The sequence below is a fragment of the Pseudomonas batumici genome, assembly GCF_000820515.1.
Classification (GTDB): Bacteria; Pseudomonadota; Gammaproteobacteria; order Pseudomonadales; family Pseudomonadaceae; genus Aquipseudomonas; species Aquipseudomonas batumici.
On the sequence record NZ_JXDG01000070.1, the window covers coordinates 1 to 24,428 of the forward strand.

Consider the following 24,428-nt stretch of genomic DNA (forward strand, 5'->3'; position numbering starts at 1 on the left):
GTGCTCGAGGTCGCGGCCAACGTGGCAATCACCGCACTGGCCACCGCTGCCGTGGTCGCCGCCACCGGCATCACCGTCGCCACCGGCGGGCTCGGGGCCTGCGTACTGGGCGCAGTGATTGGGGTGGTCGTCGGCGTCGCCATGAGCAAGACCGGCGCCGACAAGGGCCTGAGCAAGATGTGCGAGGGCATCGGCAACAGCCTCTTCCCGCCCACGGTGCAGGCCAATATCCTCAGCGGCTCCAACAACACCCTGATCAACTCGATTCCCGCCGCCCGCGCCGCCGGTGCCGTACCGTCCCATGTCGAAGCCGCCGGCACGCCGGACAGCGACCCGCCCCAGGAAGCCAGCTACCTGGATATCGCCAAGGGCTTCTTTGCCCAGATGTGGCGACCCACGGTGGCAACGCCCGCCCCCGGCGCCGTGCCCAAGCCGCTGGACCTGGTGACCTGCACCAAGCACCCGCCGATGCCGCAGCAGTTTCTCGCCGAAGGGTCGAAAAAGGTCAGCATCAACGGCCAACCTGCCGTGCGCAGTGGCGACCGCAGTACCTGCGATGCCACCGTCGTGTCCTCGGGACTGATCTCGCCCAACGTCACCATCGGCGGTGGTTCGGTGGTGGTGCGCGAGATCCGCAGCGGCAAGACGCCCGGCGTTGGCCTGGCTGTCACCGCGCTGATGATGCTCAAGGGCAGCAAGGGCAAGTTCCTCAGCAACCTGCCGTGCATGCTGCTGGCCGGGGTCAATTCCTTCGTCACCAGCCAGGCCATCGGCGCCCTGACCAACGCCATCGTCGGCTCACCGAACCCGGTGCACGCCGCCACCGGCGCCAAGGTGCTCGGAGGCCTGGACGATCAGGATTTCGCCCTGCCGGGGCTGCTGCGCCTGGATTGGCAACGCTTCTACAACAGCCGCGACGAGCGTCGAAACGGGCTGTTCGGCGCGGGTTGGAGCGTGTCCTATGAAGTCAGCGTGCGCATCGAAGCCCACCCCGAGGGCGGCGAACGGCTGATCTACACCGACGAACAGGCCCGACGTATCGACATGGGCTCGATCCCCCTGGGCGGCGCGGTGTTCAGTGCCGGCGAAGGCTTGAGTGTCCGCCGGCATGGCAATGGTCAGTTGTTGATCGAAAACGACGACGGCCTCTATCGACTCTTCGAAGCCCTTTCGGGCGAGCCTGACCACCTGCGCCTGACGCAACTGGGCGACCGCAACGACAACCGGATCTATCTCGACTACGACGAGTCAGGACGGCTGGCGCGGCTGCGCGACACCTTCGATCTTGTCCAGGCACAACTGATCTACAGCGACCCATGGCCGAACCGGGTCAGCCGGATCGAGCGCCTGTACCCGGATCGCCCGAACGAGTTGCTGGTCAGCTACACCTACGACCTGCGCGGCGACCTGGCGCAAGTGCTGGATTCCACCGGCCATGTGCAACGGCGCTTCGCCTACGACGACGGGCAGCGTCTGGTGGAGCACCAGCTGTCCGTCGGCCTGCGCTGCTTCTACCAGTGGGCACAGGTCGACGGTCGCGAATGGCGGGTGGTGCGCCACTGGACCGACGAGGGCGATGAATATACCTTCGACTATGACCTGGACGGCGGGACCACCCGCGTCACCGACAACCTCAAGCGCAGCAGCACCCGGCGCTGGAACCCGCAGCACCAGATCACCGAATACACCGACAACCTCGGCCAGACCTGGCAGTTCCAGTGGAACGACGAACGCCAGTTGCTCGGCGCCACCGATCCCCAGCGCGGCCAGTACCAGTTCAGCTATGACGAAGCCGGTAACCTGTGCACCACCCAGGACCCGCTGGGCCGCAGCGAATCGACCCTGTGGCTGGAACACTGGGCCTTGCCGCTGGTGGAAACCGACGCAGCGGGCAACAGCTGGCAGTTCCGCTATGACAGCCGGGGCAACTGCATCCAGGAAACCAACCCGCTGGGGCACGTCACCCGTTATCGCGTCGATGCCCAGGGCCAGACCGTCGAGATCATCGATGCCAGTGGCAAAAGCAAGACGCTGCGCTGGAGCCCCCTCGGCCAGTTGCTCGAACATGTCGACTGCTCCGGCTACCCGACGCGCCTGAGCTACGACGAGCGCGGCCTGTTGCGGACGGTCATCGACGCGCTGGGCGAACGCACGCAGTACGACTACGACCCCCAGGGCCGCCTGCTGGGCAGCCACTTTCCGGACGGTCGCACGCACCAGTACCAGCGCAATGCCGACGGCCAATTGATCGGCTACACCGACCCGGCCGGACAGACCGTCGCCTACCGCTACGACCGGCGCGGCCAGGTGCGCCAGCGTATCGACGCCGGCGGCCGGCAGGTGCAGTTCAGCTACGACGCCTATGGACGCTTGCAGGCGCTGACCAATGAAAACGGCGAAAGCTATCGCTTCGCCTGGGATGCCGGCGACCGCCTGGTCGAGCAACAGGACCTGGACGGCAGCGGCCGCCGTTACACCTACAACGCCCGGAACGACGTCACCCGCGTCGACACCCTGCCCGCACCCCATGGCAGCGGCCTGGCGCTGGTCCCCACAGCGCCGGTCGCACCGATTGTCCACCACCTGGAACGCGATGCCGCCGGGCGCCTGACAGCGAAAGTCACCGACGACGGCCGTACCGAGTACCGCTACGACGCGCTGGATCAACTGACGGCGGTCACCTTTACCGACAACGACGGCAATGCACAGAGCCTGGGCTTCGCCTACGACGCCCTTGGCCAGTTGCTCGAGGAACAGAGCGCGGCGGGCAGCCTGCGGCATCACTACGACGAACTGGGCAACCTGATCCAGACACAGTTGCCCGATGACCGTTGGCTCAATCGGCTGTACTACGGCAGCGGCCATCTGCATCAGATCAATCTCGATGGCCGGGTCATCAGCGACTTCGAGCGCGACCGCCTGCACCGCGAGGTGCTGCGCACCCAGGGCCAGGTCGGCACCCGCAGCGAGTACGACCGCGCCGGACGCCTGCGTTCGCGCCTGCGCCGTCCCCTCAACCAGCCCTCGGCGCTGCCCGCCGCGGTGCAACAGCATTTCGACTACGACCCCGCCGATCACCTGCTCGGCCGCCTCGACCAACAGCCGGGCGGCACCCATCGGCAACTGATGCACCACGACGCCAGCGGCCGCATCGTCGCCAGCCAGGACAGCGTCCAGGGCCAGAACGAGACCTTCGCCTACGACGCCGCCGCCAACCTGCTGGACGGCCCCCAGGGCGGCCGCGTGCTGCACAACAAGCTGCTGACCTACCAGGACAAGCGCTACCGCTACGACGCCTTCGGCCGGATGATCGAGAAGCGCAGCGGTAGCCATCGGCTCCAGCGCTTCGCCTACGATGCCGAACACCGCCTGATCGAGGTGCACAACCAGGACGGTGCACGGGAAACCGTCGTGCGCATGCGCTACGACCCGCTGGGCCGGCGCATCGCCAAGACCGAGCACGACAGCCACGGTTACCCCTTGGGTGAAACCCACTTCACCTGGGACGGTTTGCGCCTGCTGCAGGAGCACCGGCACAGCCTGAGCAGCCTCTACCTCTACGCCGACGACGGCCACGAGCCGCTGGCCCGGGTCGACGGCAGCGGCGCGTTGCAGAAGGTCCGCTATTACCACAACGACCTGAGCGGCTTGCCCGAACAACTGACGGAAAGCGACGGTCATGTGGTCTGGCAGGCCCGCTACCGGATCTGGGGCAATACCGTCAGCGAAACCCGCGAGCCGTATTACCTGGAAGAACAGAACCTGCGCTTCCAGGGGCAGTACCTGGACCGGGAAACCGGCCTGCACTACAACACCTTCCGGTTTTACGACCCGGATATCGGGCGCTTCACCACCCCCGACCCGATCGGCCTGGCCGGTGGCATCAACCTGTATGCCTATGCACCGAGCCCGCTGACGTGGGTCGACCCCCTGGGGCTAAGCTGCGGTCCTTCGGGTAAAATGCCGATTACCCGTAACTCCGCACGCAAACTGTTGAGAAGCCGGGGACTGAACAAAAAAATCCAGCGTGAAACCGTCGACAGCTTCCAGGGACAGATCTACGCCACCCGAGGCAAGAAAGGCGAGGTGTTCACCATCACCGAGCACAAACCCGGCACCGCTTCGCAAATCTATGTCACCCGTGGTTCAGCGGGCGCGACGGCCGCGGACAGACGCGCGAACCTGGCACTGCCCAACAGCAACAGTGCGACACACGAAGGCCAGGTCGCCCTCACCCGCGACCAGGTCCTGCTCGAAGGCCGAGTGGCGCCACAACCGCAATGGGGCGATGACAAGGTCGGTGGCGGATGGCAAGTGGTCACCGCCGGCGGACGATATTCAGGAGCAACGGAACGGCTATGAACCTCAAAGAATGCAACGACACCCTCTGCGATCTGCTGAAACGCTCGGGTTATGAAGACGAGGCCGACGAGATCCAGGCACTGGTAGCCATCGTGCTGGACCCGGGTAGCAGCGACAGTCAGCGCAACGAAGCGATCAAGAACCTGACGATGCGCTGCCACCCCAAATGGCTGGGGGACTTCTTCATCGACGGCATGACCTATCCGCAATGGACCGATCTCATTACTCACTTCGAAAAGCTGCTCAATCGCCAGAAACGGCCGTGACGATGGCGTCGCACGCGCCTTAGGAGTCCCCTAGTGCAGCCCTGCCGAAACCCTGAGGCCGCCATCGCCGGCAAGCCGGCTCCCACAAATCGGTGCTCGCCGCAAAGGTGTCGTCGAGCCAAAACCCTGTGGGAGCCGGCTTGCTGGCGATGAGGCCCTTGAGACAGGCGCTCCCCATGGGAACGCCGCTGGAATGAAAAATGGGCACCCGATCCCATCGGCGTGCCCATTTTTCTACAGCCCTCCCCTTGCTCCGGGAGTCGTACCTGACGCTTACGGGTTGACGCTGTCTTTGAGCGACTTGCCCGGTTTGAAGGCGACGGTATTGCTGGCCTTGATCTTCACCGGCTCGCCGGTTTGCGGGTTCTTGCCGGTACGGGCACCGCGATGACGCTGCAGGAAGGTGCCGAAACCCACCAGGGTGACGCTGTCTTTGCGGTGCAGCGCGCCGGTGATTTCTTCGAGGACGGCGTTGAGCACGCGGCTGGCCTGTTCTTTCGTGAGGTCCGCTTTTTCAGCAATTGCAGCGGCGAGTTCTGGTTTACGCATAATGAAGCCTCTTTGACGGTTTTTTGTTGTTATGTCCGTGCTGTTCTTCCGGAACAGCGCCCAAAGCGCCGCAGGCTCTACTCTGCGGCAGACGGGAGTGAGGATGGCACGAGGCAAGGCCCCGCGCCAGTCTCGTTACGACCTTTGTAAGGGCAAGAACAGGGTGTTTACGACAGAAGGACCGCTATTTACGCCAGCAACGGCGGAAGCTCCTTGTTCAGGGCCAGTTTTTCCATCACCGCGGCCCCAGTCAGGGCATAGCCCAGCAGCCGACCGCTGGTGTCGCGGCACAGGGCCTTGATGTCGGAGCCCTGCCCTTCGACCGTCCAGACCCCTTCGTGGCCACGGGGTGGCGGCGACACCACCAGCGGGCATACCGGCGTCTTCACCGTGATCGGCATGGCGCCATAGCTCACCGCGGTGGCGTTGCCGGCCAGGGTCTGGGCCAAGGCCCGGGCGCAATTCATCAGCGGCATGACGTACAGCAGGTTCAAGCCATCGACCTCGGCGCAATCGCCCAGGGCATAGATATTGGCGTGGGAGGTTTTCAGGTGGCGATCGACCACCACCCCCCGATTGACCTGCAAGCCGGCCGCCGCCGCCAGGTCGATGCGCGGGCGCAGGCCGATGGCCGAAACCACCACGTCGCAGGCCAGGGTGGCGCCGTCCGACAGGTGCGCCTCCAGGTGCTCGCCGCTGCGTTGCAGGCGGGTCAGCACCGGGCCCAGGTGGAAACGCGCACCGAGGCTTTCCAGGCCCGCCTGCACCGCAGCCGCTGCCGCCGGGTGCAGCAGCGTCGGCATGACTTGTTCGCAGGGGGCCACGAGGTCCACCTGGTAGCCGCCGAGGATCAGGTCATTGGCGAATTCACAACCGATCAAGCCGGCGCCCAGCAGCAGGACGCGCTGCTTGCCCGCCGCCGCCGCCCGGAAGCGCGCGTAGTCTTCCAGGTCGTTGATCGGGAAAATCGCCTCGGGGGCATCGCCTTCCACCGGCACCCGCACGGTTTCCGCGCCCCAGGCCAGGACCAGGTCGCGGTAGTTCACCGCTTCCTCGCCGATCCACAGGCGCTTGTGGCCCGGGTCGATACCGCTGATGCGGGTGTGGGTGCGGATCTCGGCCTTGAGCTGCTCGGCCATGGCCCCGGGCTCGGCCATGCTCAGGCCGTCGGCGTCCTTGTTCTTGCCAAAGCCGGTGGACAGCATGGGCTTGGAGTAGGAACGCCCGTCATCGGCGGTAATCAGCAGCAGCGGGGTTTCGCTGTCAAGCTTGCGAAACTCCCGGGCCAGGTTGTAACCGGCAAGCCCCGTACCGACGATCACGACAGGTGCACTCATTCCTTTCTCCAGATCCATTTATTCTGTTTAAAAATTGATCAATCAGCCGATTTCGATCATTTCGAAATCCATTTTGCCGACGCCACAGTCCGGGCACAGCCAGTCTGCGGGGACGTCTTCCCACTTGGTCCCGGCGGCGATGCCATCATCCGGCCAACCGTCTTTCTCGTCATAGATCAGCCCGCAGACCACACATTGCCACTTCTTCATCTCGTTACTTCCTCGGTTCCCAGGCATATGACGGCACGGACAGTCGATGGGTATGGCGTTGCCGTCCGGCTCAGGGCGTTTTGTACTGATCGAAGCCCGCCGATGCAAGCACGATCGACAGCATGGATGACCCGAGCGCTCTAAACGGCTGGACGGCCTGTGATAAGCTCGGCGCCTCACTGGCTGCCAATCAACTGCCCATCGTGCCGCACAAAGCCCCCGTTCCGGCGTCTCCCGCCTGGCTCACGCAGAGCCGGCTGAGCGCCCCGCAAGACGCGCAAACCCTAGACTGGTTATTCGACGAGGGGTCTCTCACCCGTCGTCTGACAGCACTTTCCGATAACTCTTTCAGTGTCACGCCGCTGTTCGAAGGCTGGCAACCGCTGCGCGACGACGAGTGCGCCGCGCTGGAGCTGCCGGCGGCCAGCCTGGGTTGGGTGCGCGAGGTGTATCTGCGCGGTCACGGCCAGCCCTGGGTGTTCGCCCGCAGCGTCGCGGCGCAGAGTGCCTTGCGCGAGGGCGGCCTTAATATGGATGAGTTGGGCAGTCGTTCACTGGGTGAACTGCTGTTCTGCGACCAGGCGTTCGAGCGCCAGGCCATCGAGGTCTGCCAGTACCCCGCGCCCTGGCTGCCGCCGGAGCACCGCGCCGACAACCTCTGGGGGCGCCGTTCACGCTTCAATCGCGGGCCGCTGAGCCTGCTGGTGGCGGAAATTTTCCTGCCGAGCCTGTGGCACGCCGTCAATGCCTGCGCGGAGAACCCTTGATGTACCTGAACCTGCTCAAATCCATGAACCGCCTGCACCCACGGGCCTGGGACTTTCTCCAGTTGACCCGCATGGACAAGCCCATCGGCATCTACCTGCTGTTGTGGCCGACCCTGAGCGCGCTGTGGATCGCGGCCAAGGGCGTGCCGTCGCTGGGCAACCTGCTGATCTTCACCCTCGGCGTGATCCTGACCCGCGCCGGCGGCTGCGCGATCAACGACTTCGCCGACCGCAAGGTCGACGGCCACGTCAAACGAACCGAGCAACGGCCCCTGGCGGCCGGGCGGATCAGCGGCAAGGAAGCCCTGGTGGTGTTCGCGCTGCTGATGGGGATCGCCTTCCTGCTGGTGCTGTGCACCAACGCGACCACCGTGTGGCTGTCCTTCGGCGCCCTGGCGGTGGCAGCCTGCTACCCATTCATGAAGCGCTACACCTATTACCCGCAGGTGGTGCTGGGCGCGGCGTATTCCTGGGGCATCCTCATGGCCTTCACCGCCGAGACCGGCAGCCTGCCCGCCACGGCCTGGTTGCTGTATATCGCCAACCTGATGTGGACGGTGGCGTTCGACACCTATTACGCCATGACCGACCGCGAGGACGACCTGAAGATCGGCGTGAAATCCACCGCCATTCTGTTCGGCGAGGCGGATCGGGTGATTATCCTGACCTTGCAGGGCCTGATGCTCGGCTGCCTGCTGCTGGCCGGGGCGCGGTTCGAGCTGGGGGGCTGGTTCCATGTCGGCCTATTAGCGGCCGCGGCCTGTTTTGTCTGGGAGTTCTGGGTCACCCGGGGCAAGGACCCGCAGCTCTGCTTCAAGATGTTCCTGCACAACCACTGGGCGGGGTTGGCGATTTTCCTGGGGATCGTGCTGGATTACGCGGTGCGCTGATCATCCGAAACCTGTGGGAGCCGGCTTGCCGGCGATGAGGGCCTTGGGCCTTGCATCGCCTGATCGGCCGCTCTCGCCGGCAAGCCGGCTCCTACATTAGGGACAGCGCTGAATCAGTGCTTGGCCATGTGCCACATGCCGCCGCCTTTACCGTCACCCATGGCGTCTCCGGGCTTGGCATCCATCTTGAAGGTGTACATCGGCTTGCCATCATGCGCCCACTGCATCTTGCCGTCGTCGCGTTTGATCACCGTCCACTTGCCTTCGGGCTTGGCGTCCGCAGGGGCCATCATCGGTGGCCAGTTCTCGGCGCATTTGTCGTTGCACATGGATTTACCACCCTTGTCGTTATCAAAGGTGTACAGCGTCATGCCCTTGCTATCGACCATCTTGCCGTCTTTCATCATGGCCGGCTCGGCCGCGAAAACCAGGGTCGGCAGCGTCAATGCCGCCGTTACCATCAAGGCTTTCAGCGAAAACGAAGAGTGAGTCATGAGAACCTTCCTTTTGTGGTTGTAGGATTCGAATCCTCAGCGTAGCCCATGAACATGACCATTGCGCCTGCCGAAAAAAGCTGTCACATGTCTGCAATAATTTCGTTATCTAATGCGGCGCAAGACAGTTCAATGACAAGAGGGTGATGGGATATGGTTGGCAGGAGCATTCTGATCGTCGACGACGAAGCGCCCATCCGCGAGATGATCGCCGTGGCGTTGGAAATGGCCGGCTATGACTGCCTGGAAGCGGAAAACTCCCAGCAGGCCCACGCGGTCATCATCGACCGCAAACCCGACCTGATCCTGCTCGACTGGATGCTGCCCGGCACCTCGGGCATCGAACTGGCCCGGCGCCTCAAGCGCGACGAACTGACCGGTGACATCCCGATCATCATGCTCACCGCCAAGGGCGAAGAGGACAACAAGATCCAGGGTCTTGAAGTCGGCGCCGACGACTACATCACCAAGCCGTTTTCCCCACGGGAACTGGTGGCACGCCTCAAGGCGGTGCTGCGTCGTGCCGGTCCGACCGATGGCGAAGCCCCCATCGAAGTCGGCGGCCTGCTGCTCGACCCCATCAGCCACCGGGTGACCATCGACGGCAAGCCCGCGGAAATGGGCCCCACCGAATACCGCCTGTTGCAGTTCTTCATGACCCACCAGGAACGCGCCTACACCCGCGGCCAGTTGCTGGACCAGGTCTGGGGCGGCAATGTCTATGTCGAGGAGCGCACTGTCGACGTGCATATCCGTCGCCTGCGCAAGGCCCTGGGCGATGCCTACGAGAATCTGGTACAAACCGTGCGCGGCACCGGCTATCGTTTCTCGACCAAGGGTTGAGAACGGCGGCAAACGCCCCCCCGACACATCGCGAACCGAGCCGGCTTGAGGCTCGTCGCTCGAAACTGCTTCGCCTCCAAGGACGCATGTTGAAGTGAATCAAAACTGGCATGGCACCCTGATCCGCCATCTGTTGTTGCTGGTGACCGGCTGCCTGGTGGCCGGCCTGGTCAGCGGGTATTACGGCTGGAGCCTGGCCGTGGGCCTGGGGCTGTACCTGGGCTGGACCCTCAAGCAATTGCTGCGCCTGCACCAGTGGCTGCGCCAGCACAAACCCGAAGAAGCACCGCCGGACGGCTACGGCCTGTGGGGCGATGTGTTCGACAGCATCTATCACCTGCAACGTCGCGACCAGCGTGTGCGCGGCCGCCTGCAAGCGGTGATCGACCGGGTCCAGGAATCCACCGCCGCCCTGAAGGACGCGGTGATCATGCTCGACAGCGACGGCAACCTGGAATGGTGGAACCGCGCCGCGGAAACCCTGCTGGGCCTCAAGACGCCCCAGGACAGCGGCCAGCCGGTGACCAATCTGGTGCGGCATCCGCGCTTCAAGGAATACTTCGAGCAGGAAAGCTACGCCGAGCCACTGGAAATCCCCTCGCCGACCAATGACCGGATGCGCATCCAGCTCTATATCACCCGCTACGGCAACAACGAGCACCTGATGCTGGTGCGCGACGTGACCCGCATCCATCAGCTGGAACAGATGCGCAAGGACTTCGTCGCCAACGTCTCCCATGAACTGCGCACGCCCCTGACGGTGATCTCCGGCTACCTGGAAACCCTGCTCGACAACGTCGAAGAGGTGAACCCGCGCTGGGTACGCGCCCTGCAGCAGATGCAGCAGCAAGGCAGCCGCATGCAGACGCTGCTCAACGACCTGCTGCTGCTGGCCAAGCTGGAAGCCACCGACTACCCCTCGGACAACCAGCCGGTGCGCATCGATACCCTGTTGCAGTCGATCAAGAACGATGCCCAGGCCCTGTCCGGCCAGCGCAACCAGAGCATCACCCTGGAAGCCGACGGCGCCATCCGCCTCAAGGGCAGCGAGGCGGAACTGCGCAGCGCCTTCTCCAACCTGGTGTTCAACGCCGTCAAGTACACCCCGGCCGAAGGCAATATCCGCATTCGCTGGTGGGGCGACGAGCACGGCGCGCACCTGAGCGTGCAGGACTCGGGCATCGGCATCGACAACAAACACCTGCCACGCCTCACCGAACGCTTCTACCGGGTGGACTCCAGCCGCAACTCCAACACCGGCGGCACCGGCCTGGGCCTGGCCATCGTCAAGCATGTGCTGCTGCGCCATCGCGCCCGCCTGGAAATCAGCAGCGTCCTGGGCCACGGCAGCACCTTTACCTGCCATTTCGCCCCGGCCCAGGTGACTCGCACGCAGGTCAATAACCAGACCGCCTAGTGCCTTGCCGGGACACCCGTCGGGCCAGGCCACTAGGCAACGGGCGCATCTGCCGCTACATTGGACCACTTGTGCCTGCCTTTCAGGCACCCGCCCACCTACTTCAAATTGAAATACGGAACCCGTAAAACCCCATCATGGACCCTTCCCCTAGTAGCTTGACCCTCGCTTCGCTCTTTGCCAATTTCGGCATGCTTCTTTTCGCTCTGATCCTGGTATTGCTCAACGGCTTCTTCGTTGCGGCCGAATTCGCCATGGTCAAGCTGCGCTCGACCCGGGTCGAGACCATCGCCCACCAGAACGGCTGGCGCGGACAGATCCTGCGCACCGTGCACAGCAAGCTGGACGCCTACCTGTCCGCCTGCCAACTGGGTATCACCCTCGCCTCCCTGGGCCTGGGCTGGGTCGGTGAACCGGCCTTCGCCCACCTGATGGAGCCGCTGCTCGACGCCGTCGGGATAGACTCGGCCGAAGTGGTCAAGGGCGTGTCGTTCTTTACCGCCTTCTTCATCATTTCCTATCTGCACATCGTGGTCGGCGAGCTAGCGCCCAAGTCCTGGGCCATCCGCAAGCCCGAGCTCCTGTCGTTGTGGACGGCGGTGCCGCTGTACCTGTTCTACTGGCTGATGTACCCGGCGATCTACCTGCTCAACGCCAGCGCCAACACCATTTTGCGGATCGCCGGCCAGGGCGAGCCCGGCCCGCACCACGAGCACCATTACAGCCGTGAAGAACTCAAGCTGATCCTGCACTCCAGCCGGGGCCAGGACCCCAGCGACCAAGGCATGCGCGTATTGGCCTCGGCAGTGGAAATGGGCGAACTGGAAGTGGTCGACTGGGCCAATTCCCGCGAAGACCTGGTGACCCTGGACTGCAACGCTCCGCTCAAGGAAATCCTCGCGCTGTTCCGTCGCCACAAGTTCAGTCGTTATCCGGTGTACGACGCCGAAAACAACGTGTTCGTCGGCCTGTTGCACATCAAGGACCTGCTGCTGGAACTGGCGGCACTGGACCATATTCCCGAGTCGTTCAACCTCGCGGAACTGACCCGCCCGCTGGAGCGGGTGTCCCGGCACATGCCGCTGTCGCGCCTGCTGGAGCAGTTCCGCCAGGGTGGCTCGCACTTCGCCCTGGTGGAGGAAGCCGACGGCAAGGTGATCGGCTACCTGACCATGGAGGACGTGCTGGAAGTGCTGGTGGGCGATATCCAGGACGAACACCGCAAGACCGAACGCGGCATCCTCGCCTACCAGCCGGGCAAGTTGCTGGTGCGTGGCGATACGCCGTTGTTCAAGGTCGAGCGCCTGCTGGGGATCGACCTGGACCATATCGAGGCTGAAACCCTCGCCGGCCTGGTCTATGAATCCTTGAAACGGGTGCCGGAAGAGGAAGAGGTCATGGAAGTCGAGGGCCTGCGCATCATCATCAAAAAGATGAAAGGGCCGAAGATCATCCTGGCCAAGGTCCTCAAGATCGACTGAGGCGTAACACCCTCTGTAGGAGCCGGCTTGCTGGCGATAGCGGCTGCCAGGGCGATGCAAGGCTCACTGGCCTCATCGCCAGCAAGCCGGCTCCTACAGGGTTTGTAGCGCTCCAGGCTATTTGCCTCTTAGCGCAAAATTCGGCAACACTTCCAGCGGCTGGCTGAACTGATAGGGAATCGACACCAGCCCCATCCCGGTATTGCGCTGCACCACGAAGTGCAGGTGCGGCCCGGTGCTGTTGCCGGTGTTGCCCGACAGCGCCAGCGGGCTGCCCACTTCCACCCGCTGGCCTTCACGCACGCTCACCGAGCCTTGCTTGAGGTGCAGGTACACGCCCATGGTGCCGTCGTCGTGCAACACCCGCACGAAGTTGCCCGAAGGATTCTTGCCGCCGCCGCTCTGGTCATTCTCGGTCTTGATCACCACCCCACCCCGCGCCGCAACGATCGGTGTCCCGACCGGCATGGCGATGTCCATCGCGTAACGGCTCTTGGCGCCAAAGTGGCTGTACTGCCCGTTCGGCCCCTGGGTCAGGCGAAACGGCCCGCCGCGCCAGGGAAAGGGGTAGCGATAGCCCTGGGCCTGCCCGGAAGGATCGCCCAGGAAGTATTGGAACTTGGGGGTGTAGCGCATCGACTCGCCGGCCTGGATCGGCGTGAGCAGCGCCAGGCGCTGGTTGCTGCGGGCCGGCAGAACCTTGCGGATCGACCGCGGGGCACCGCTGACATTCTTCAGTGCCCCGAATCCCAGCTCGATCTCCACCGGGGCATACAGGTCGTTGCGCACGTAGACCTCATCACCACCCTTCTGCTTGCGGATATCCAGGCGAACCTGACGCTCCAGGTGCTCGACCATCCGATCACGAAACACGAATACCTGGGCCCCCGGCGCCGGTCGGTCACTGTAGGAGACCACCCCATTGGCATCGGTGTACTTGTAGATGGTCATCGCCGCAGCCGAGGTGGCGGCCATCAACAGACCACAGGAAAGCAGCAGGCGCAGGAACATAAGCGAGAGTCGCCGAATAAAACATGGCGACCAGACTAGCAGGTGGCCAGGGGCTTTTGTGTGAATCAGGCCAGCTGAATGGCCCCGGGGCCAAAGCACAGGTCGACGTCCAACTGAGCCGGCGCCGACAGGTTCACCAGCGCATCCAGGGAAAACTTGTCGATCTTGCCGTTCAGCAGGTCATTCAACCTCGGTTGAGTGATCCCCAGGCGCTTGGCCGCGTCCTTCTGGGACAGCTCCCAGGCATTGACCCGGCTGATCAGCTCCATCATCAGCTTGGAGCGCAGGCGCATATTGGCCGCCTCCCGGGGGGTGTCCTCAAGGGCATCCCAGACAGAGGCGAAACGTTCGGTCTTGATGGGGTCTGTCATAGCGTTGCTCCTATTTCCTGCAGTCTGGCCCGCGCCAGTTCGATATCCCGGGTTTCCGTCTTCAGGGCGGTCTTCCTGAAAGCGTGGAGGACATACAGGGCATCGGCCCGGTTCACCACATAAAACACCCGAAAGGCTCCACTCTCTTCACTCACCCTGATCTCGTAGACGCCCTTGCCTACCGTCTTCATGGGCTTCCAGTTGCAAGGTGCTTCACCCTGTTGCAGAAGGTCCAGCTGAAAGCCGACCGCCCTTCGCGCATCCAGCGGGAACGCCTTGAGATCCCTGAGCGAGCTCCCTACAAACACCACATCCTTGTGCCTTGGCATCGATCTCTCCTGTTGCTGACAGGAAAAGCGTAAACAACGGGCGGGATGTCTGTGGTGCGAGGTTGTTTCAAAGCTTGGCTGAAAGACCGTCCAACCCAGCCACTCAAAAACAGCTTATATCGAAACAGATATAAAACAACCTGAACGGAAGGATTCGGACGAAAGGTTTCCCGAAGGCAGGCGCCGGTACAGGAGGAAGGGCAGGCAAACGGCGCGGTGTGCAAGGCCACCGCGCCGTCAGGTGGGCATCAAGCCCCGGGAACGAAGTGCTTCAGGGCAGTGCCGCGGGCGATCAGGCGGGAGATGTAGTCCAGCTTCTGGGCATCCTGGTCGACAAAACGGAAGGTCAGTTGCAGCCATTCGCTGTCCGGCTTCGGCTCATGGGCAACGATCGCATGCAGGTAACCGTTCAGACGGGCCACCTCGGCGTTGTCGCCCTGCTCCAGGTCCAGCACCGCGTTTTCCAGTACCTGTGGCAGGGCCTCGGCACGGCGTACCACCAGCAGGGCTTCCTTGATGCTCAGCGCCTTGATGACGCACTGCTGGATACCGCTGGACAGGCGCAACTGGCCCTGGCCACGACCGCCCGAGGCCGCCGCCGGCGCTGCAGCCGGACGTACAGGCGGGCTGTTGAGCAGGCCTTTGGACGGTGCCGCCGCCGGGGCCTGTGCGGCTGCCGGGCTGACCACTTCAGCCTTGCCGCCGGTCAGGGCGCTCAGGGAGTCGTTGGCAAAGGCCGAGTTCGCCCGGGTCGGTGCGCTGTTCATCACGGCGTCGAGCTTGCCGACCTTGTGCAACGCCTGCTTGACCTTGGTCAGCAACTGTTCGTTGGTAAACGGCTTGCTGACATAGCCGGAAACACCGGCCTGGATCGCCTGGACCACGTTTTCCTTGTCGCCACGGCTGGTGACCATGACGAACGGCATCGTCTTGAGGTTGTCCTGCTGGCGGCACCAGGTCAACAGCTCCAGACCGGACATTTCCGGCATTTCCCAGTCACACAGCACCAGGTCGAACGCTTCGCGGGCCAGCACCGCCTGGGCCTTGCGACCGTTGACGGCGTCCTCGATCCGGATGCCCGGGAAGTAGTTGCGCAGGCATTTCTTCACCAGATCACGGATGAACGACGCGTCATCCACCACCAACACACTGACTTTACTCATTGACCATTCCTCTGAAAATCCCGGCTAGCATACTGACTAATGGCTATTTGCCAACACCGATCGGTCACGCCAGGACTTTTCGTTCGCGGATGCGCGTAAATTCTGTACGCCACAAACAAAAACGCCCGACCTTAGGCCGGGCGTTTCTCTCGGGCAATCTTACTTATCGTCAGCTTCGCCGGGAACATTAGCGGTTTCGGACGAGGTACCCTCAACTTCCTGGCGCATGCGCTTGAGGCCCAGGTGACGGACATCGGTACCGCGCACCAGGTAGATCACCAGTTCGGAAATATTCCGTGCGTGGTCGCCGATCCGCTCCAGGGAGCGCAGCACCCAGATGATGCTCAACACCCGGCTGATCGAGCGCGGATCTTCCATCATGTAGGTCGCCAGCTCGCGCAGGGCGGTCTTGTACTCGCGGTCGATGGTCTTGTCGTACTGCGCCACCGACAAGGCCAGCTCGGCGTCGAAGCGGGCAAAGGCATCCAGCGCGTCGCGGACCATGTTGCGCACCTGGTCGCCGATATGACGCACCTCGACATAACCCCGCGGCGCCTCGCCCTCCTCGCACAGCTGGATGGCGCGACGGGCGATCTTGGTGGCTTCGTCACCGATGCGTTCCAGGTCGATCACCGACTTGGAGATGCTGATGATCAGGCGCAGGTCGGAGGCCGCGGGTTGGCGACGGGCCAGAATGCGCAGGCACTCCTCGTCGATGTTGCGCTCCATCTGGTTGATCTGGTCGTCGATTTCGCGCACTTGCTGGGCCAGGCCCGAGTCGGCCTCGACCAGCGCGGTCACCGCGTCGTTGACCTGTTTCTCGACCAGACCGCCCATGGCCAGGAGGTGGCTGCGTACTTCTTCCAGTTCCGCGTTGAACTGCGCGGAAATGTGGTGGGTAAGACCGTCTTTATCAATCATGTTTCACTCCGCGAAAGCTGCAGGCTTCAAGCGCTAAGCTTCAAGCCGAATTAGGGATATTCTCTGGCTGCCCGTGCTTGCCGATTGCGGCCCGCAACTGCTTCACCTAGCCATAACGACCGGTGATGTAGTCTTCGGTCTGCTTCTTCGCCGGGTTGGTGAACAGGGTATCGGTGTCACCGAACTCCACCAGCTTGCCCATGTACATGAACGCGGTGTAGTCGGACACCCGCGCCGCCTGTTGCATGTTGTGGGTCACGATGACAATGGTGAACTTGGACTTCAGCTCGTAGATCAGCTCTTCGACCTTGAGGGTCGAGATCGGATCGAGTGCCGAGCACGGTTCGTCGAGCAACAACACTTCCGGTTCCACCGCGATGGTCCGGGCGATCACCAGACGCTGTTGCTGACCGCCGGACAGGCCCAGGGCCGAATCGTGCAGGCGGTCCTTGACCTCATCCCACAGCGCGGCGCCCTTGAGGGCCCACTCCACGGCTTCGTCGAGGATACGCTTCTTGTTGATGCCCTGGATACGCAGGCCGTAGACCACGTTTTCGTAGATGGTCTTGGGGAACGGGTTGGGCTTCTGGAACACCATGCCGACCTTGCGGCGCAGCTCGGCCACATCCTCGCCCTTGCGGTAGATGTTGTTGCCGTAGAGGTTGATTTCACCGTCCACACGGCAACCGTCCACCAGGTCGTTCATGCGGTTGAAGGTGCGCAACAGCGTCGACTTGCCGCAACCGGACGGGCCGATGAAGGCCGTCACGCGCTGCTTGGGGATGTTCATGCTGACGTCGTACAGCGCCTGCTTCTCGCCGTAGTACAGGCTCAGTTTCGGGACTTCGATGGCAACGGTTTCGCTCGCCAGGTCCAGGCTCTGCTTGCTACGACCCAGGGCGGACAGGTTGATGCCGTGGGATTGGGGTTCATGCTGCATGGGGTAACTCCCTGCGCTCACATATTCGTTTGTAGGAGCCGGCTTGCTGGCGATAGGGCCAGTGAGCCTTGCAGCGCCTGATCGGTCGCTATCGCCGGCAAGCCGGCTCCCACAGTGGATGGGGTGAATGTTATTAGCTATCCAGCGCCTTGTACTTCTCGCGCAGGTGGTTACGGATCCACACGGCCGACAGGTTCAACGTGGCGATCACCAGCACCAGCAGCAACGCGGTGGCGTATACCAGCGGACGAGCGGCCTCGACGTTCGGGCTCTGGAAGCCGACGTCGTAGATGTGGAAGCCCAGGTGCATGATCTTCTGGTCCAGGTGCAGGTACGGGTAGTTGCCGTCCAACGGCAGCGACGGCGCCAGTTTCACCACACCCACCAGCATCAGCGGTGCCACTTCGCCGGCGGCGCGGGCCACGGCGAGGATCATGCCGGTCATCATGGCCGGGCTGGCCATCGGCAGGACGATCTTCCACAGCGTCTCGGCCTTGGTCGCGCCCAGGGCCAGCGAGCCTTCGCGCACGGTGCGGGGAATCCGCGCCAGGCCTTCCTCGGTCGCCACGATCACCACCGGCACCGCCAGTAGCGCCAGGGTCACGGAGGCCCAGAGCAGGCCCGGGGTACCGAAGGTCGGTGCCGGCAGGGCTTCGGGGAAGAACAGCCGGTCGATGGAGCCGCCCAGGACATAGACGAAGAAGCCCAGGCCGAACACCCCGTAGACGATCGCCGGGACACCGGCCAGGTTGTTCACCGCGATGCGGATGACCCGGGTCAGCGCGTTCTGCTTGGCGTATTCACGCAGGTAGACCGCCGCCAGCACGCCGAACGGGGTCACGAGCATCGCCATGATCAGGGTCATCATCACGGTACCGAAGATCGCCGGGAAGATCCCGCCTTCGGTGTTGGCTTCACGCGGATCGTCGCTGAGGAATTCCCAGGCCTTGCTGAAATAGAAACCCAGCTTGGTCAGCGTGCCCATGGCGTTCGGCTGGTAGGCGTGCACCACTTTGCCGATGCCGATTTCCACTTCCTTGCCGTTGGCATCGCGGGCCGTCAGGCTGTCGCGGTTGAACTGGGTGTGCAGATCGCCCAGGCTGGCTTCGACTGCCTGGTAGCGGGCATTGAGCTCGGCGCGTTCGGCCGCCATGTCGGCTTGCGCGGTGGCGTCGAGGCGACCTTCCAGCTCCAGCTTGCGGCCGTGCAGGCGAATACGCTCGAGGCCGGCGTTGATGGCGCCGATATCGCGCTTCTCAAGCGTCTTGATCTGCGCCGCCAGGCCGCTCACGCGCTGGATACGGGCCTGCAGCTCGGGCCAGGCGGCTTCGCCTTCGGCGACCACCTTGCCGCTTTCCTTGACGTTGACCAGGGTGCCGTAGAAGTTGCCCCACTCGCGACGCTCGATGGTCATCAGTTCGGTCGGATAGGTCTGGCCCTGCAGCCACTCGCCGACGGTCCAGGTGAAGTCGTTGCCGTTCAGGTCGCGGTTACCGACCTTGATCAGTTCCCGGGTCATGAACTCGGGACCCGGCTCCGGTACCGGCAAGCCGGCCGTCTTCAGGCGCTCGCGCGGCACCTCCTCCTTCTGCACCACCTCGCCGACCACGACCTGGCTGGCCTGGCCCGGCACGTTGTACTGCGCATGCACCAGGTCGGCCGGCCAGAAGTGGCCCAGGCCACGCACGGCAATCACGGCCAGCAGGCCGACAGTCATGATGACCGCGATGGATACCGCACCACCGCTGATCCAGACGCCGGGGGCGCCGCTCTTGAACCAGCCATTCAGGGAGTTCTGTTTCACAGACTTCTACCTTTCTTAAAGCGACGAGTATTTCTTGCGCAGACGCTGACGAATCAGTTCCGCGAGGGTGTTCATGATGAACGTGAACAGCAGCAGCACCAGCGCCGAGAGGAACAGCACGCGGTAGTGGCTACCGCCCACTTCCGACTCCGGCATCTCCACCGCCACGTTGGCCGCCAGGGTGCGCAGGCCTTCGAACAGGTTCAGCTCCATGACCGGGGTGTTACCGGTGGCCATCAGCACGATCATGGTCTCGCCGACGGCACGCCCCATGCCGATCATCAGCGCCGAGAAGATGCCCGGGCTGGCGGTGAGGATCACCACCCGCGTCATGGTCTGCCATGGCGTGGCGCCCAGGGCCAGCGAGCCCAGGGTCAGGCCGCGTGGCACGCTGAACACGGCGTCTTCGGCGATCGAGTAGATGTTCGGGATCACCGCGAAGCCCATGGCCAGGCCCACCACCAGGGCGTTGCGCTGGTCGTAGGTGATGCCCAGGTCGTGGGAGATCCACAAGCGCATGTCACCGCCGAAGAACCACGATTCCAGGTGCGGGCTCATGAACAGCGACAACCAGCCGACGAACAGGATCACCGGGATCAGGATCGCGCTTTCCCAGCCGTCCGGCACCCGCAGGCGCAGCGACTCGGGTAGGCGGCTCCAGGCGAAACCGGCCACCAGGATGCCGATCGGCACGAGCATCAGCAGGCTGAAGATCCCCGGCAGGTGTCCTTCGACATAGGGCGCCAGGAACAGGCCGGCGAAGAAGCCGAGGATCACCGTCGGCATCGCTTCCATCAATTCGATCACCGGCTTGACCTTGCGGCGCATGCCCGGAGCCATGAAGTAGGCGGTGTAGATGGCGGCGGCGACGGCCAGCGGAGCGGCCAGCAGCATGGCGTAGAACGCTGCCTTCAGGGTACCGAAGGTCAGCGGCGAGAGGCTCAGCTTGGGTTCGAAGTCGGTGTTGGCGGCGGTCGATTGCCAGACGTACTTGGGTTCGTCGTAGTTCTCGTACCAGACCTTGCTCCACAGCGCGCTCCAGGACACTTCCGGGTGCGGGTTGTCGAGGGTCAACGGCTGGATCTTGCCACCCTGCTCGACGATCACCCGGTTGGCCCGTGGCGACAGGCCGAACAGGCCCTGGCCGTCGACCACCTGGTTCACCAGCAGGGTCCGGTGCGCGGTGCTGTGGAACACGCCGAGCTTGCCGGAAGCATCCATGGCGACAAAGCCCTTGCGACGCTCTTCGGCGGTGATTTCCACGATAGGCGCGCTGCCCATCTGGAACCCGCGGATATTTTTCAGGCGCAGCTCGCCATCCGGATCGCGGGCCATGAACCATTGGGCCAGGCCACCGGTGGAGTCACCGATGATCAGCGAGATACCGCCCACCAGTTGCGTACTGGCGGTCACTTCGGTCGTGGCGCTGTCGAGCAGTTTATAGCGACCGTTCAGGCTCTTGTCCCGCAGGCTGAACACATCGGCCTGGGCCCGCCCGTTGATCACGTACAGCCATTGCTGGCGCGGATCGATATAGATCGCCTTCACCGGTTCGGTCATCTGCGGCAGCTCGATGCTTCTCTGCTCGCTGGTGACCTCGCCGGTCATCATGTTTTCTTCCTTGGTCAGCGCCAGCACGTGCAGCTGGGCACCGGTGGAACCCGCCACCACCAGGGTCGACTCGGCGGCGTTCAGGTTCACATGCTCAAGCGCACGACCCTGGTCATCGAGGCTGATCGGCGTGTCTCCGTAGGGATATTCGAGCGCCGGGGAAATGGTTTTCTTGCCGTCCGGGTACGTCACTTTATAGGTGTGACGGAACACCAGCGCCTGGCCGTTGGACAGGCCGACAATCACCAGCGGGATACCCGGCTGGTCCTTGCTGATGGCAGTGACCGTGGTACCGGCCGGAATCGGCAGGCTCACCCGCGACAGCTCGGTGGCGTCCTGGGCATTGAAGAACAGCACCTGGCCCTGGTCGGAAACCCGCATGCCCACCTGGTTCTGTTCTTCCAGGGAAATCATCAGGGGTTTGCCGGCGTCCTGGATCCAGGCGGGTGTAATGCTTTTCTCGGCGGTCAGCGAGGCGCCCTGGAACAGGGGCAGGACCACATAACCGAGAAAGAAGAAGATCAGCGTGATCGCACCCAGAACGGCCAGGCCGCCAATGAACACATACCAACGGGTCAGGCGATCTTTCAGCGCGCGAATACGGCGCTTGCGTTGCAGCTCCGGCGTATTGAAATCAATGCGCTCGGGGGGGGAAGTTGTAGTCATGGTGGAATTGGCCAGATCGTTCATGCGCACACCCTAGCGATCCTGTATGACAGAAAGATGACAATGTAGTGACGCACTGAAGCCGCCGCCCAGCAAGGCTGGCAGCGGATTCGGAATGAGGGGCGCGGTCGATGGGGATCAAACCGCGCCTTGGTGTTGCTGGCGGGACTGGCGTCCCGGCTGATGGCTTACTGCTTGGCGACGCCACCTTCGTTCAGACCCAGGTCAGCCAGTGCCTTGGCGGCAACCTTGGCTGGCAGTGGGATGTAGCCGTCCTTCACAACCACTTCCTGACCCTGCTTGGACAGGACCAGTTTCACGAACTCGGCTTCCAGCGGAGCCAGAGGCTTGCCCGGTGCCTTGTTGACGTAGACGTAGAGGAAACGCGACAGCGGGTATTTGCCGTTCAGTGCGTTTTCTTCGCTGTCTTCGATGAAGTCGGTGCTGCCTTTCTTCGACAGGGCAACGGTTTTCACGCTGGCGGTCTTGTAGCCGATACCCGAGTAGCCGATACCGTTCAGCGAGGAGCTGATGGACTGCACGACGGAAGCCGAACCTGGCTGTTCGTTCACGTTAGGCTTGTAGTCGCCTTTGCACAGGGCTTCTTCCTTGAAGTAGCCGTAGGTGCCGGATACCGAGTTGCGGCCGAACAGTTGAACCGGCTTGTTGGCCAGGTCGCCGGTCACGCCCAGGTCAGCCCAGGTCTTGACTTCGGCCTTGGCGCCGCACAGACGAGTCGAAGAGAAGATCGCGTCGACTTGTTCCATGGTCAGGTGCTTGATCGGGTTGTCCTTGTGCACGAAGACGGCCAAGGCATCCACGGCGACCGGGATAGCGGTCGGCTTGTAGCCGTACTTCTGCTCGAAGGCAGCCAGTTCGGTGTCCTTCATCTTGCGGCTCATCGGGCCCAGGTTCGAAGTGCCTTCAGTCAGGGCGGGCGGCGCGGTAGCGGAACCGGCGGCCTGAATCTGAATGTTCACGTTCGGGTATTCTTTCTTGTAACCCTCGGCCCACAGGGTCATGAGGTTAGCCAGGGTGTCGGAACCAACGCTGGACAGGTTGCCCGATACACCCGTGACTTTTGAATAAGACGGAATGGCCGGGTCCACACCAGCGGCGACCGCGTGGGCAGTTGCAACGCCAGCAGCGACAAAAGTCATTGCCGCCATCAAACGCTTCAGTTTCATGCCTTGCTCCTAGCAGAGAGGGTTTATCAGATCGGGGCCAAGTATCAGCAGGCCGGATGAACACTCTATGACTGGTATATGACAGTTAGATGAATGGCCATCACCCGGAAAAAGGTCGGCCTTGAACGAAAAAACGGGCGAAAGCCCGTCTCTACTGGACGGCGGCGCCCTCACAGGGGCGCCGCACATGTCGACTTTGAAATAATTAGAAACCTTCTTCCTGCCGATAGACCCTGCTTCTACTGGCGAAGCTCAACGCCCCTTCGACCACAGATAACCGCCCACCAGCACGCCCATGCTGCAAATGATCGCCACATAATAGGCCGGGCCCATCGGGCTTTCCTTGAGCAGCAGGGTAACGACCATCGGGGTCAGGCCACCGAAGATCGCATAGGCCAGGTTGTAGGAGAACGACAGGCCACTGAAACGCACCACCGCCGGGAACGCCTTGACCATCACGTACGGCACCGCGCCGATGGTGCCGACGAACAGGCCACTCAGTGCGTACAGCGGGAACAGCCACTCGGGGTGAGTCGGCAGACTGCTGTAGAACACCCAGAAGGTCACCATCAACGCCAGGCTGCCGAGCACGAACACCCGCCCGGCGCCGAAGCGATCGGCCAGCGCCCCGGACAGGATGCAGCCCAAGGTCAGGCAGATGGTCGCCAGGCTGTTGGCTTCCAGCGACACGGTCGGGGCGAAGTGATAGGCCGTCTGCAGCACGGTCGGGGTCATCAGGATCACCACCACCACACCGGCGGAGAGCAGCCAGGTCAGCAGCATCGAGACCAGGACCGCCCCCCGGTGATCACGCAACACCGCCCCCAGGGGCATGCCATCGGACAGCGCCTTGCGCAGCTGCAACTCGGCAAACACCGGGGTTTCGTGCAACCAGCGGCGCAGGTACACCGAAAACAGGCCGAACACGCCGCCCAGCAGGAACGGAATCCGCCAGGCGTAATCGGCCACTTCCAGCGGGCTATAAAGGCTGTTGATCAGGGTGGCCACCAGCGAACCCAGCAGGATGCCGGCGGTCAGGCCCGAGGTCAGGGTGCCGCAGGCAAAGCCGATCCGGCGCTCCGGTACGTGTTCGGCGACGAACACCCAGGCGCCCGGCACCTCACCGCCGATGGCCGCGCCCTGGATCACCCGCATCAACAGCAGCAGGATCGGCGCCCAGATGCCGATCTGCGCATAGGTCGGCAACAGGCCCATGATCAGGGTCGGTACCGCCATCAGGAAAATACTCAGGGTGAACATCTTCTTGCGACCCAGCAGGTCACCGAAGTGCGCCATCACGATACCGCCCAGTGGCCGGGCCAGGTAGCCGGCGGCGAAAATCCCGAAGGTCTGCATCAGGCGCAGCCACTCGGGCATGTCCGCCGGAAAGAACAGCTTGCCGACCACAGCGGCAAAAAACACGAAAATGATAAAGTCGTAGAACTCCAGCGCACCGCCCAGGGCAGACAGCGATAAAGTCTTGTAGTCGTTGCGGGTCAGCGGGCGCGAAGGTTGCGCGATATGGGTGGTCGCGATGGTCATGGGCTTCTCTTATTGGGCACGTCTATGAGCCACGCAAGGCTCGGCTCAGGCTGGGGGCAGGTCTGGCACCATAGCAAATTGTTCATAAAAGCACATGGATCGACGCATTCGTCGGCAAAAATGCGAACCGGGTGGTCGTCTCGCGGTCTATCGACCGATATACTCGTGCTCTGCGCCGGGTAAAACCTGCAGGCTAGAGGGGTATTGTGCGAAAACGCCGTTGGGGCCGAACCAGCCGCTTTCGCAGAGTTTCCCTTAGTGCGGCTT

21 protein-coding genes are annotated in these 24,428 nt (G+C 63.1%); 7 read left to right on the plus strand and 14 right to left on the minus strand.

Going from position 1 to position 24,428, the window contains the following annotated elements; translation table 11 throughout:
- Positions 1-4,362 (plus strand): RHS repeat-associated core domain-containing protein (locus UCMB321_RS27025; RefSeq protein ID WP_245220858.1); only part of this gene is annotated, 4,362 nt, incomplete at its 5' end.
- Positions 4,359-4,628, plus strand: coding sequence for a hypothetical protein (locus UCMB321_RS27030; RefSeq protein ID WP_040071768.1), 270 nt, complete (start codon positions 4,359-4,361; stop codon positions 4,626-4,628). The genes UCMB321_RS27025 and UCMB321_RS27030, both read left to right, overlap by 4 nt.
- A gap of 273 nt (positions 4,629-4,901) precedes the next feature.
- Here UCMB321_RS27030 and UCMB321_RS27035 read toward each other — a convergent pair whose 3' ends face one another.
- The 3 genes from UCMB321_RS27035 to UCMB321_RS27045 form a co-directional block, all read right to left on the minus strand.
- A complete protein-coding gene (locus UCMB321_RS27035; RefSeq protein WP_040071769.1) occupies positions 4,902-5,177 on the minus strand; it encodes an HU family DNA-binding protein in 276 nt (91 codons plus the stop codon).
- A 188-nt stretch (positions 5,178-5,365) separates the two neighbouring features.
- On the minus strand, positions 5,366-6,514 hold the full coding sequence (locus tag UCMB321_RS27040) for an NAD(P)/FAD-dependent oxidoreductase (protein ID WP_040071770.1): 1,149 nt from the start codon (positions 6,512-6,514) through the stop codon (positions 5,366-5,368).
- 42 nt (positions 6,515-6,556) lie between these two features.
- Positions 6,557-6,724: a rubredoxin gene (locus UCMB321_RS27045; protein WP_040071771.1), complete on the minus strand. Its 168-nt coding sequence runs from the start codon at positions 6,722-6,724 to the stop codon at positions 6,557-6,559.
- A gap of 203 nt (positions 6,725-6,927) precedes the next feature.
- Between UCMB321_RS27045 and UCMB321_RS27050 the strand changes: the two genes are divergently transcribed.
- Together UCMB321_RS27050 and ubiA are read left to right on the plus strand one after the other, a co-directional pair.
- The gene (locus UCMB321_RS27050) at positions 6,928-7,491 is read left to right on the plus strand and encodes a chorismate--pyruvate lyase family protein (protein ID WP_040071885.1); all 564 of its coding nucleotides are present in this window, start codon (positions 6,928-6,930) and stop codon (positions 7,489-7,491) included.
- The gene (gene ubiA, locus UCMB321_RS27055) at positions 7,491-8,381 is read left to right on the plus strand and encodes a 4-hydroxybenzoate octaprenyltransferase (protein WP_040071772.1); all 891 of its coding nucleotides are present in this window, start codon (positions 7,491-7,493) and stop codon (positions 8,379-8,381) included. The genes UCMB321_RS27050 and ubiA overlap by 1 nt, the downstream gene beginning before the upstream one ends.
- Before the next feature lie 113 nt (positions 8,382-8,494).
- Here the strand turns inward: ubiA and UCMB321_RS27060 are convergent, their stop codons facing one another.
- Positions 8,495-8,875 carry a COG4315 family predicted lipoprotein gene (locus UCMB321_RS27060; RefSeq protein ID WP_040071773.1) on the minus strand — a complete coding sequence of 127 codons (381 nt, stop codon included), beginning with the start codon at positions 8,873-8,875 and terminating at the stop codon, positions 8,495-8,497.
- A 153-nt stretch (positions 8,876-9,028) separates the two neighbouring features.
- Here UCMB321_RS27060 and phoB point away from each other — a divergent pair, with 153 nt between their 5' ends.
- The 3 genes from phoB to UCMB321_RS27075 all read left to right on the plus strand — a co-directional run bounded on the left by phoB (position 9,029) and on the right by UCMB321_RS27075 (position 12,616).
- Positions 9,029-9,718, plus strand: coding sequence for a phosphate regulon transcriptional regulator PhoB (phoB, locus tag UCMB321_RS27065; RefSeq protein WP_040071774.1), 690 nt, complete (start codon positions 9,029-9,031; stop codon positions 9,716-9,718).
- Positions 9,719-9,812: 94 nt separating this feature from the next.
- Complete coding sequence (gene phoR / locus UCMB321_RS27070; RefSeq protein WP_040071775.1) at positions 9,813-11,135, plus strand: phosphate regulon sensor histidine kinase PhoR; 1,323 nt, start codon at positions 9,813-9,815, stop codon at positions 11,133-11,135.
- Positions 11,136-11,272: 137 nt separating this feature from the next.
- Positions 11,273-12,616: a hemolysin family protein gene (locus tag UCMB321_RS27075; RefSeq protein ID WP_040071776.1), complete on the plus strand. Its 1,344-nt coding sequence runs from the start codon at positions 11,273-11,275 to the stop codon at positions 12,614-12,616.
- A gap of 117 nt (positions 12,617-12,733) precedes the next feature.
- Here the strand turns inward: UCMB321_RS27075 and UCMB321_RS27080 are convergent, their stop codons facing one another.
- The 10 genes from UCMB321_RS27080 to UCMB321_RS27125 all read right to left on the minus strand — a co-directional run bounded on the left by UCMB321_RS27080 (position 12,734) and on the right by UCMB321_RS27125 (position 24,161).
- Positions 12,734-13,627: a peptidoglycan DD-metalloendopeptidase family protein gene (locus UCMB321_RS27080; RefSeq protein ID WP_040071777.1), complete on the minus strand. Its 894-nt coding sequence runs from the start codon at positions 13,625-13,627 to the stop codon at positions 12,734-12,736.
- Positions 13,628-13,692: 65 nt separating this feature from the next.
- Entirely contained in the window at positions 13,693-13,998 is a 306-nt protein-coding gene (locus UCMB321_RS27085) for a helix-turn-helix domain-containing protein (RefSeq protein ID WP_040071778.1), read from the minus strand.
- A complete protein-coding gene (locus tag UCMB321_RS27090) occupies positions 13,995-14,327 on the minus strand; it encodes a type II toxin-antitoxin system RelE/ParE family toxin (RefSeq protein WP_040071779.1) in 333 nt (110 codons plus the stop codon). Before UCMB321_RS27090 ends, UCMB321_RS27085 begins: the two co-directional genes overlap by 4 nt.
- 248 nt (positions 14,328-14,575) lie before the next feature.
- A complete protein-coding gene (locus UCMB321_RS27095; RefSeq protein WP_040071780.1) occupies positions 14,576-15,490 on the minus strand; it encodes a response regulator in 915 nt (304 codons plus the stop codon).
- A gap of 159 nt (positions 15,491-15,649) precedes the next feature.
- On the minus strand, positions 15,650-16,411 hold the full coding sequence (gene phoU / locus UCMB321_RS27100) for a phosphate signaling complex protein PhoU (protein ID WP_040071781.1): 762 nt from the start codon (positions 16,409-16,411) through the stop codon (positions 15,650-15,652).
- 106 nt (positions 16,412-16,517) lie between these two features.
- Positions 16,518-17,351 carry a phosphate ABC transporter ATP-binding protein PstB gene (pstB, locus tag UCMB321_RS27105; RefSeq protein WP_040071782.1) on the minus strand — a complete coding sequence of 278 codons (834 nt, stop codon included), beginning with the start codon at positions 17,349-17,351 and terminating at the stop codon, positions 16,518-16,520.
- A gap of 133 nt (positions 17,352-17,484) precedes the next feature.
- Positions 17,485-19,155, minus strand: coding sequence for a phosphate ABC transporter permease PstA (gene pstA, locus UCMB321_RS27110; RefSeq protein ID WP_040071783.1), 1,671 nt, complete (start codon positions 19,153-19,155; stop codon positions 17,485-17,487).
- Between the two features lie 15 nt (positions 19,156-19,170).
- Positions 19,171-21,204: an ABC transporter permease subunit gene (locus UCMB321_RS27115; protein WP_209437217.1), complete on the minus strand. Its 2,034-nt coding sequence runs from the start codon at positions 21,202-21,204 to the stop codon at positions 19,171-19,173.
- Between the two features lie 416 nt (positions 21,205-21,620).
- Complete coding sequence (locus tag UCMB321_RS27120; RefSeq protein WP_040071785.1) at positions 21,621-22,619, minus strand: phosphate ABC transporter substrate-binding protein PstS; 999 nt, start codon at positions 22,617-22,619, stop codon at positions 21,621-21,623.
- Between the two features lie 252 nt (positions 22,620-22,871).
- Positions 22,872-24,161 (minus strand): MFS transporter, encoded by a 1,290-nt coding sequence (locus UCMB321_RS27125; RefSeq protein WP_040071786.1) that lies wholly within the window; start codon positions 24,159-24,161, stop codon positions 22,872-22,874.
- Positions 24,162-24,428: the final 267 nt, after the last annotated feature.

Excerpts from the sequence above, each read along its gene's own strand:
- UCMB321_RS27075 (WP_040071776.1), top strand. The coding sequence starts at position 11,273 with ATGGACCCTTCCCCTAGTAGCTTGACCCTCGCTTCGCTCTTTGCCAAT.
- pstB (WP_040071782.1), bottom strand. The coding sequence starts at position 17,351 with ATGCAGCATGAACCCCAATCCCACGGCATCAACCTGTCCGCCCTGGGT.
- UCMB321_RS27045 (WP_040071771.1), bottom strand. The coding sequence starts at position 6,724 with ATGAAGAAGTGGCAATGTGTGGTCTGCGGGCTGATCTATGACGAGAAA.
- UCMB321_RS27095 (WP_040071780.1), bottom strand. The coding sequence starts at position 15,490 with ATGAGTAAAGTCAGTGTGTTGGTGGTGGATGACGCGTCGTTCATCCGT.
- phoU (WP_040071781.1), bottom strand. The coding sequence starts at position 16,411 with ATGATTGATAAAGACGGTCTTACCCACCACATTTCCGCGCAGTTCAAC.
- UCMB321_RS27120 (WP_040071785.1), bottom strand. The coding sequence starts at position 22,619 with ATGAAACTGAAGCGTTTGATGGCGGCAATGACTTTTGTCGCTGCTGGC.
- UCMB321_RS27125 (WP_040071786.1), bottom strand. The coding sequence starts at position 24,161 with ATGACCATCGCGACCACCCATATCGCGCAACCTTCGCGCCCGCTGACC.
- UCMB321_RS27080 (WP_040071777.1), bottom strand. The coding sequence starts at position 13,627 with ATGTTCCTGCGCCTGCTGCTTTCCTGTGGTCTGTTGATGGCCGCCACC.
- UCMB321_RS27060 (WP_040071773.1), bottom strand. The coding sequence starts at position 8,875 with ATGACTCACTCTTCGTTTTCGCTGAAAGCCTTGATGGTAACGGCGGCA.
- UCMB321_RS27090 (WP_040071779.1), bottom strand. The coding sequence starts at position 14,327 with ATGCCAAGGCACAAGGATGTGGTGTTTGTAGGGAGCTCGCTCAGGGAT.
- UCMB321_RS27040 (WP_040071770.1), bottom strand. The coding sequence starts at position 6,514 with ATGAGTGCACCTGTCGTGATCGTCGGTACGGGGCTTGCCGGTTACAAC.
- UCMB321_RS27085 (WP_040071778.1), bottom strand. The coding sequence starts at position 13,998 with ATGACAGACCCCATCAAGACCGAACGTTTCGCCTCTGTCTGGGATGCC.
- UCMB321_RS27035 (WP_040071769.1), bottom strand. The coding sequence starts at position 5,177 with ATGCGTAAACCAGAACTCGCCGCTGCAATTGCTGAAAAAGCGGACCTC.
- UCMB321_RS27030 (WP_040071768.1), top strand. The coding sequence starts at position 4,359 with ATGAACCTCAAAGAATGCAACGACACCCTCTGCGATCTGCTGAAACGC.
- ubiA (WP_040071772.1), top strand. The coding sequence starts at position 7,491 with ATGTACCTGAACCTGCTCAAATCCATGAACCGCCTGCACCCACGGGCC.
- phoB (WP_040071774.1), top strand. The coding sequence starts at position 9,029 with ATGGTTGGCAGGAGCATTCTGATCGTCGACGACGAAGCGCCCATCCGC.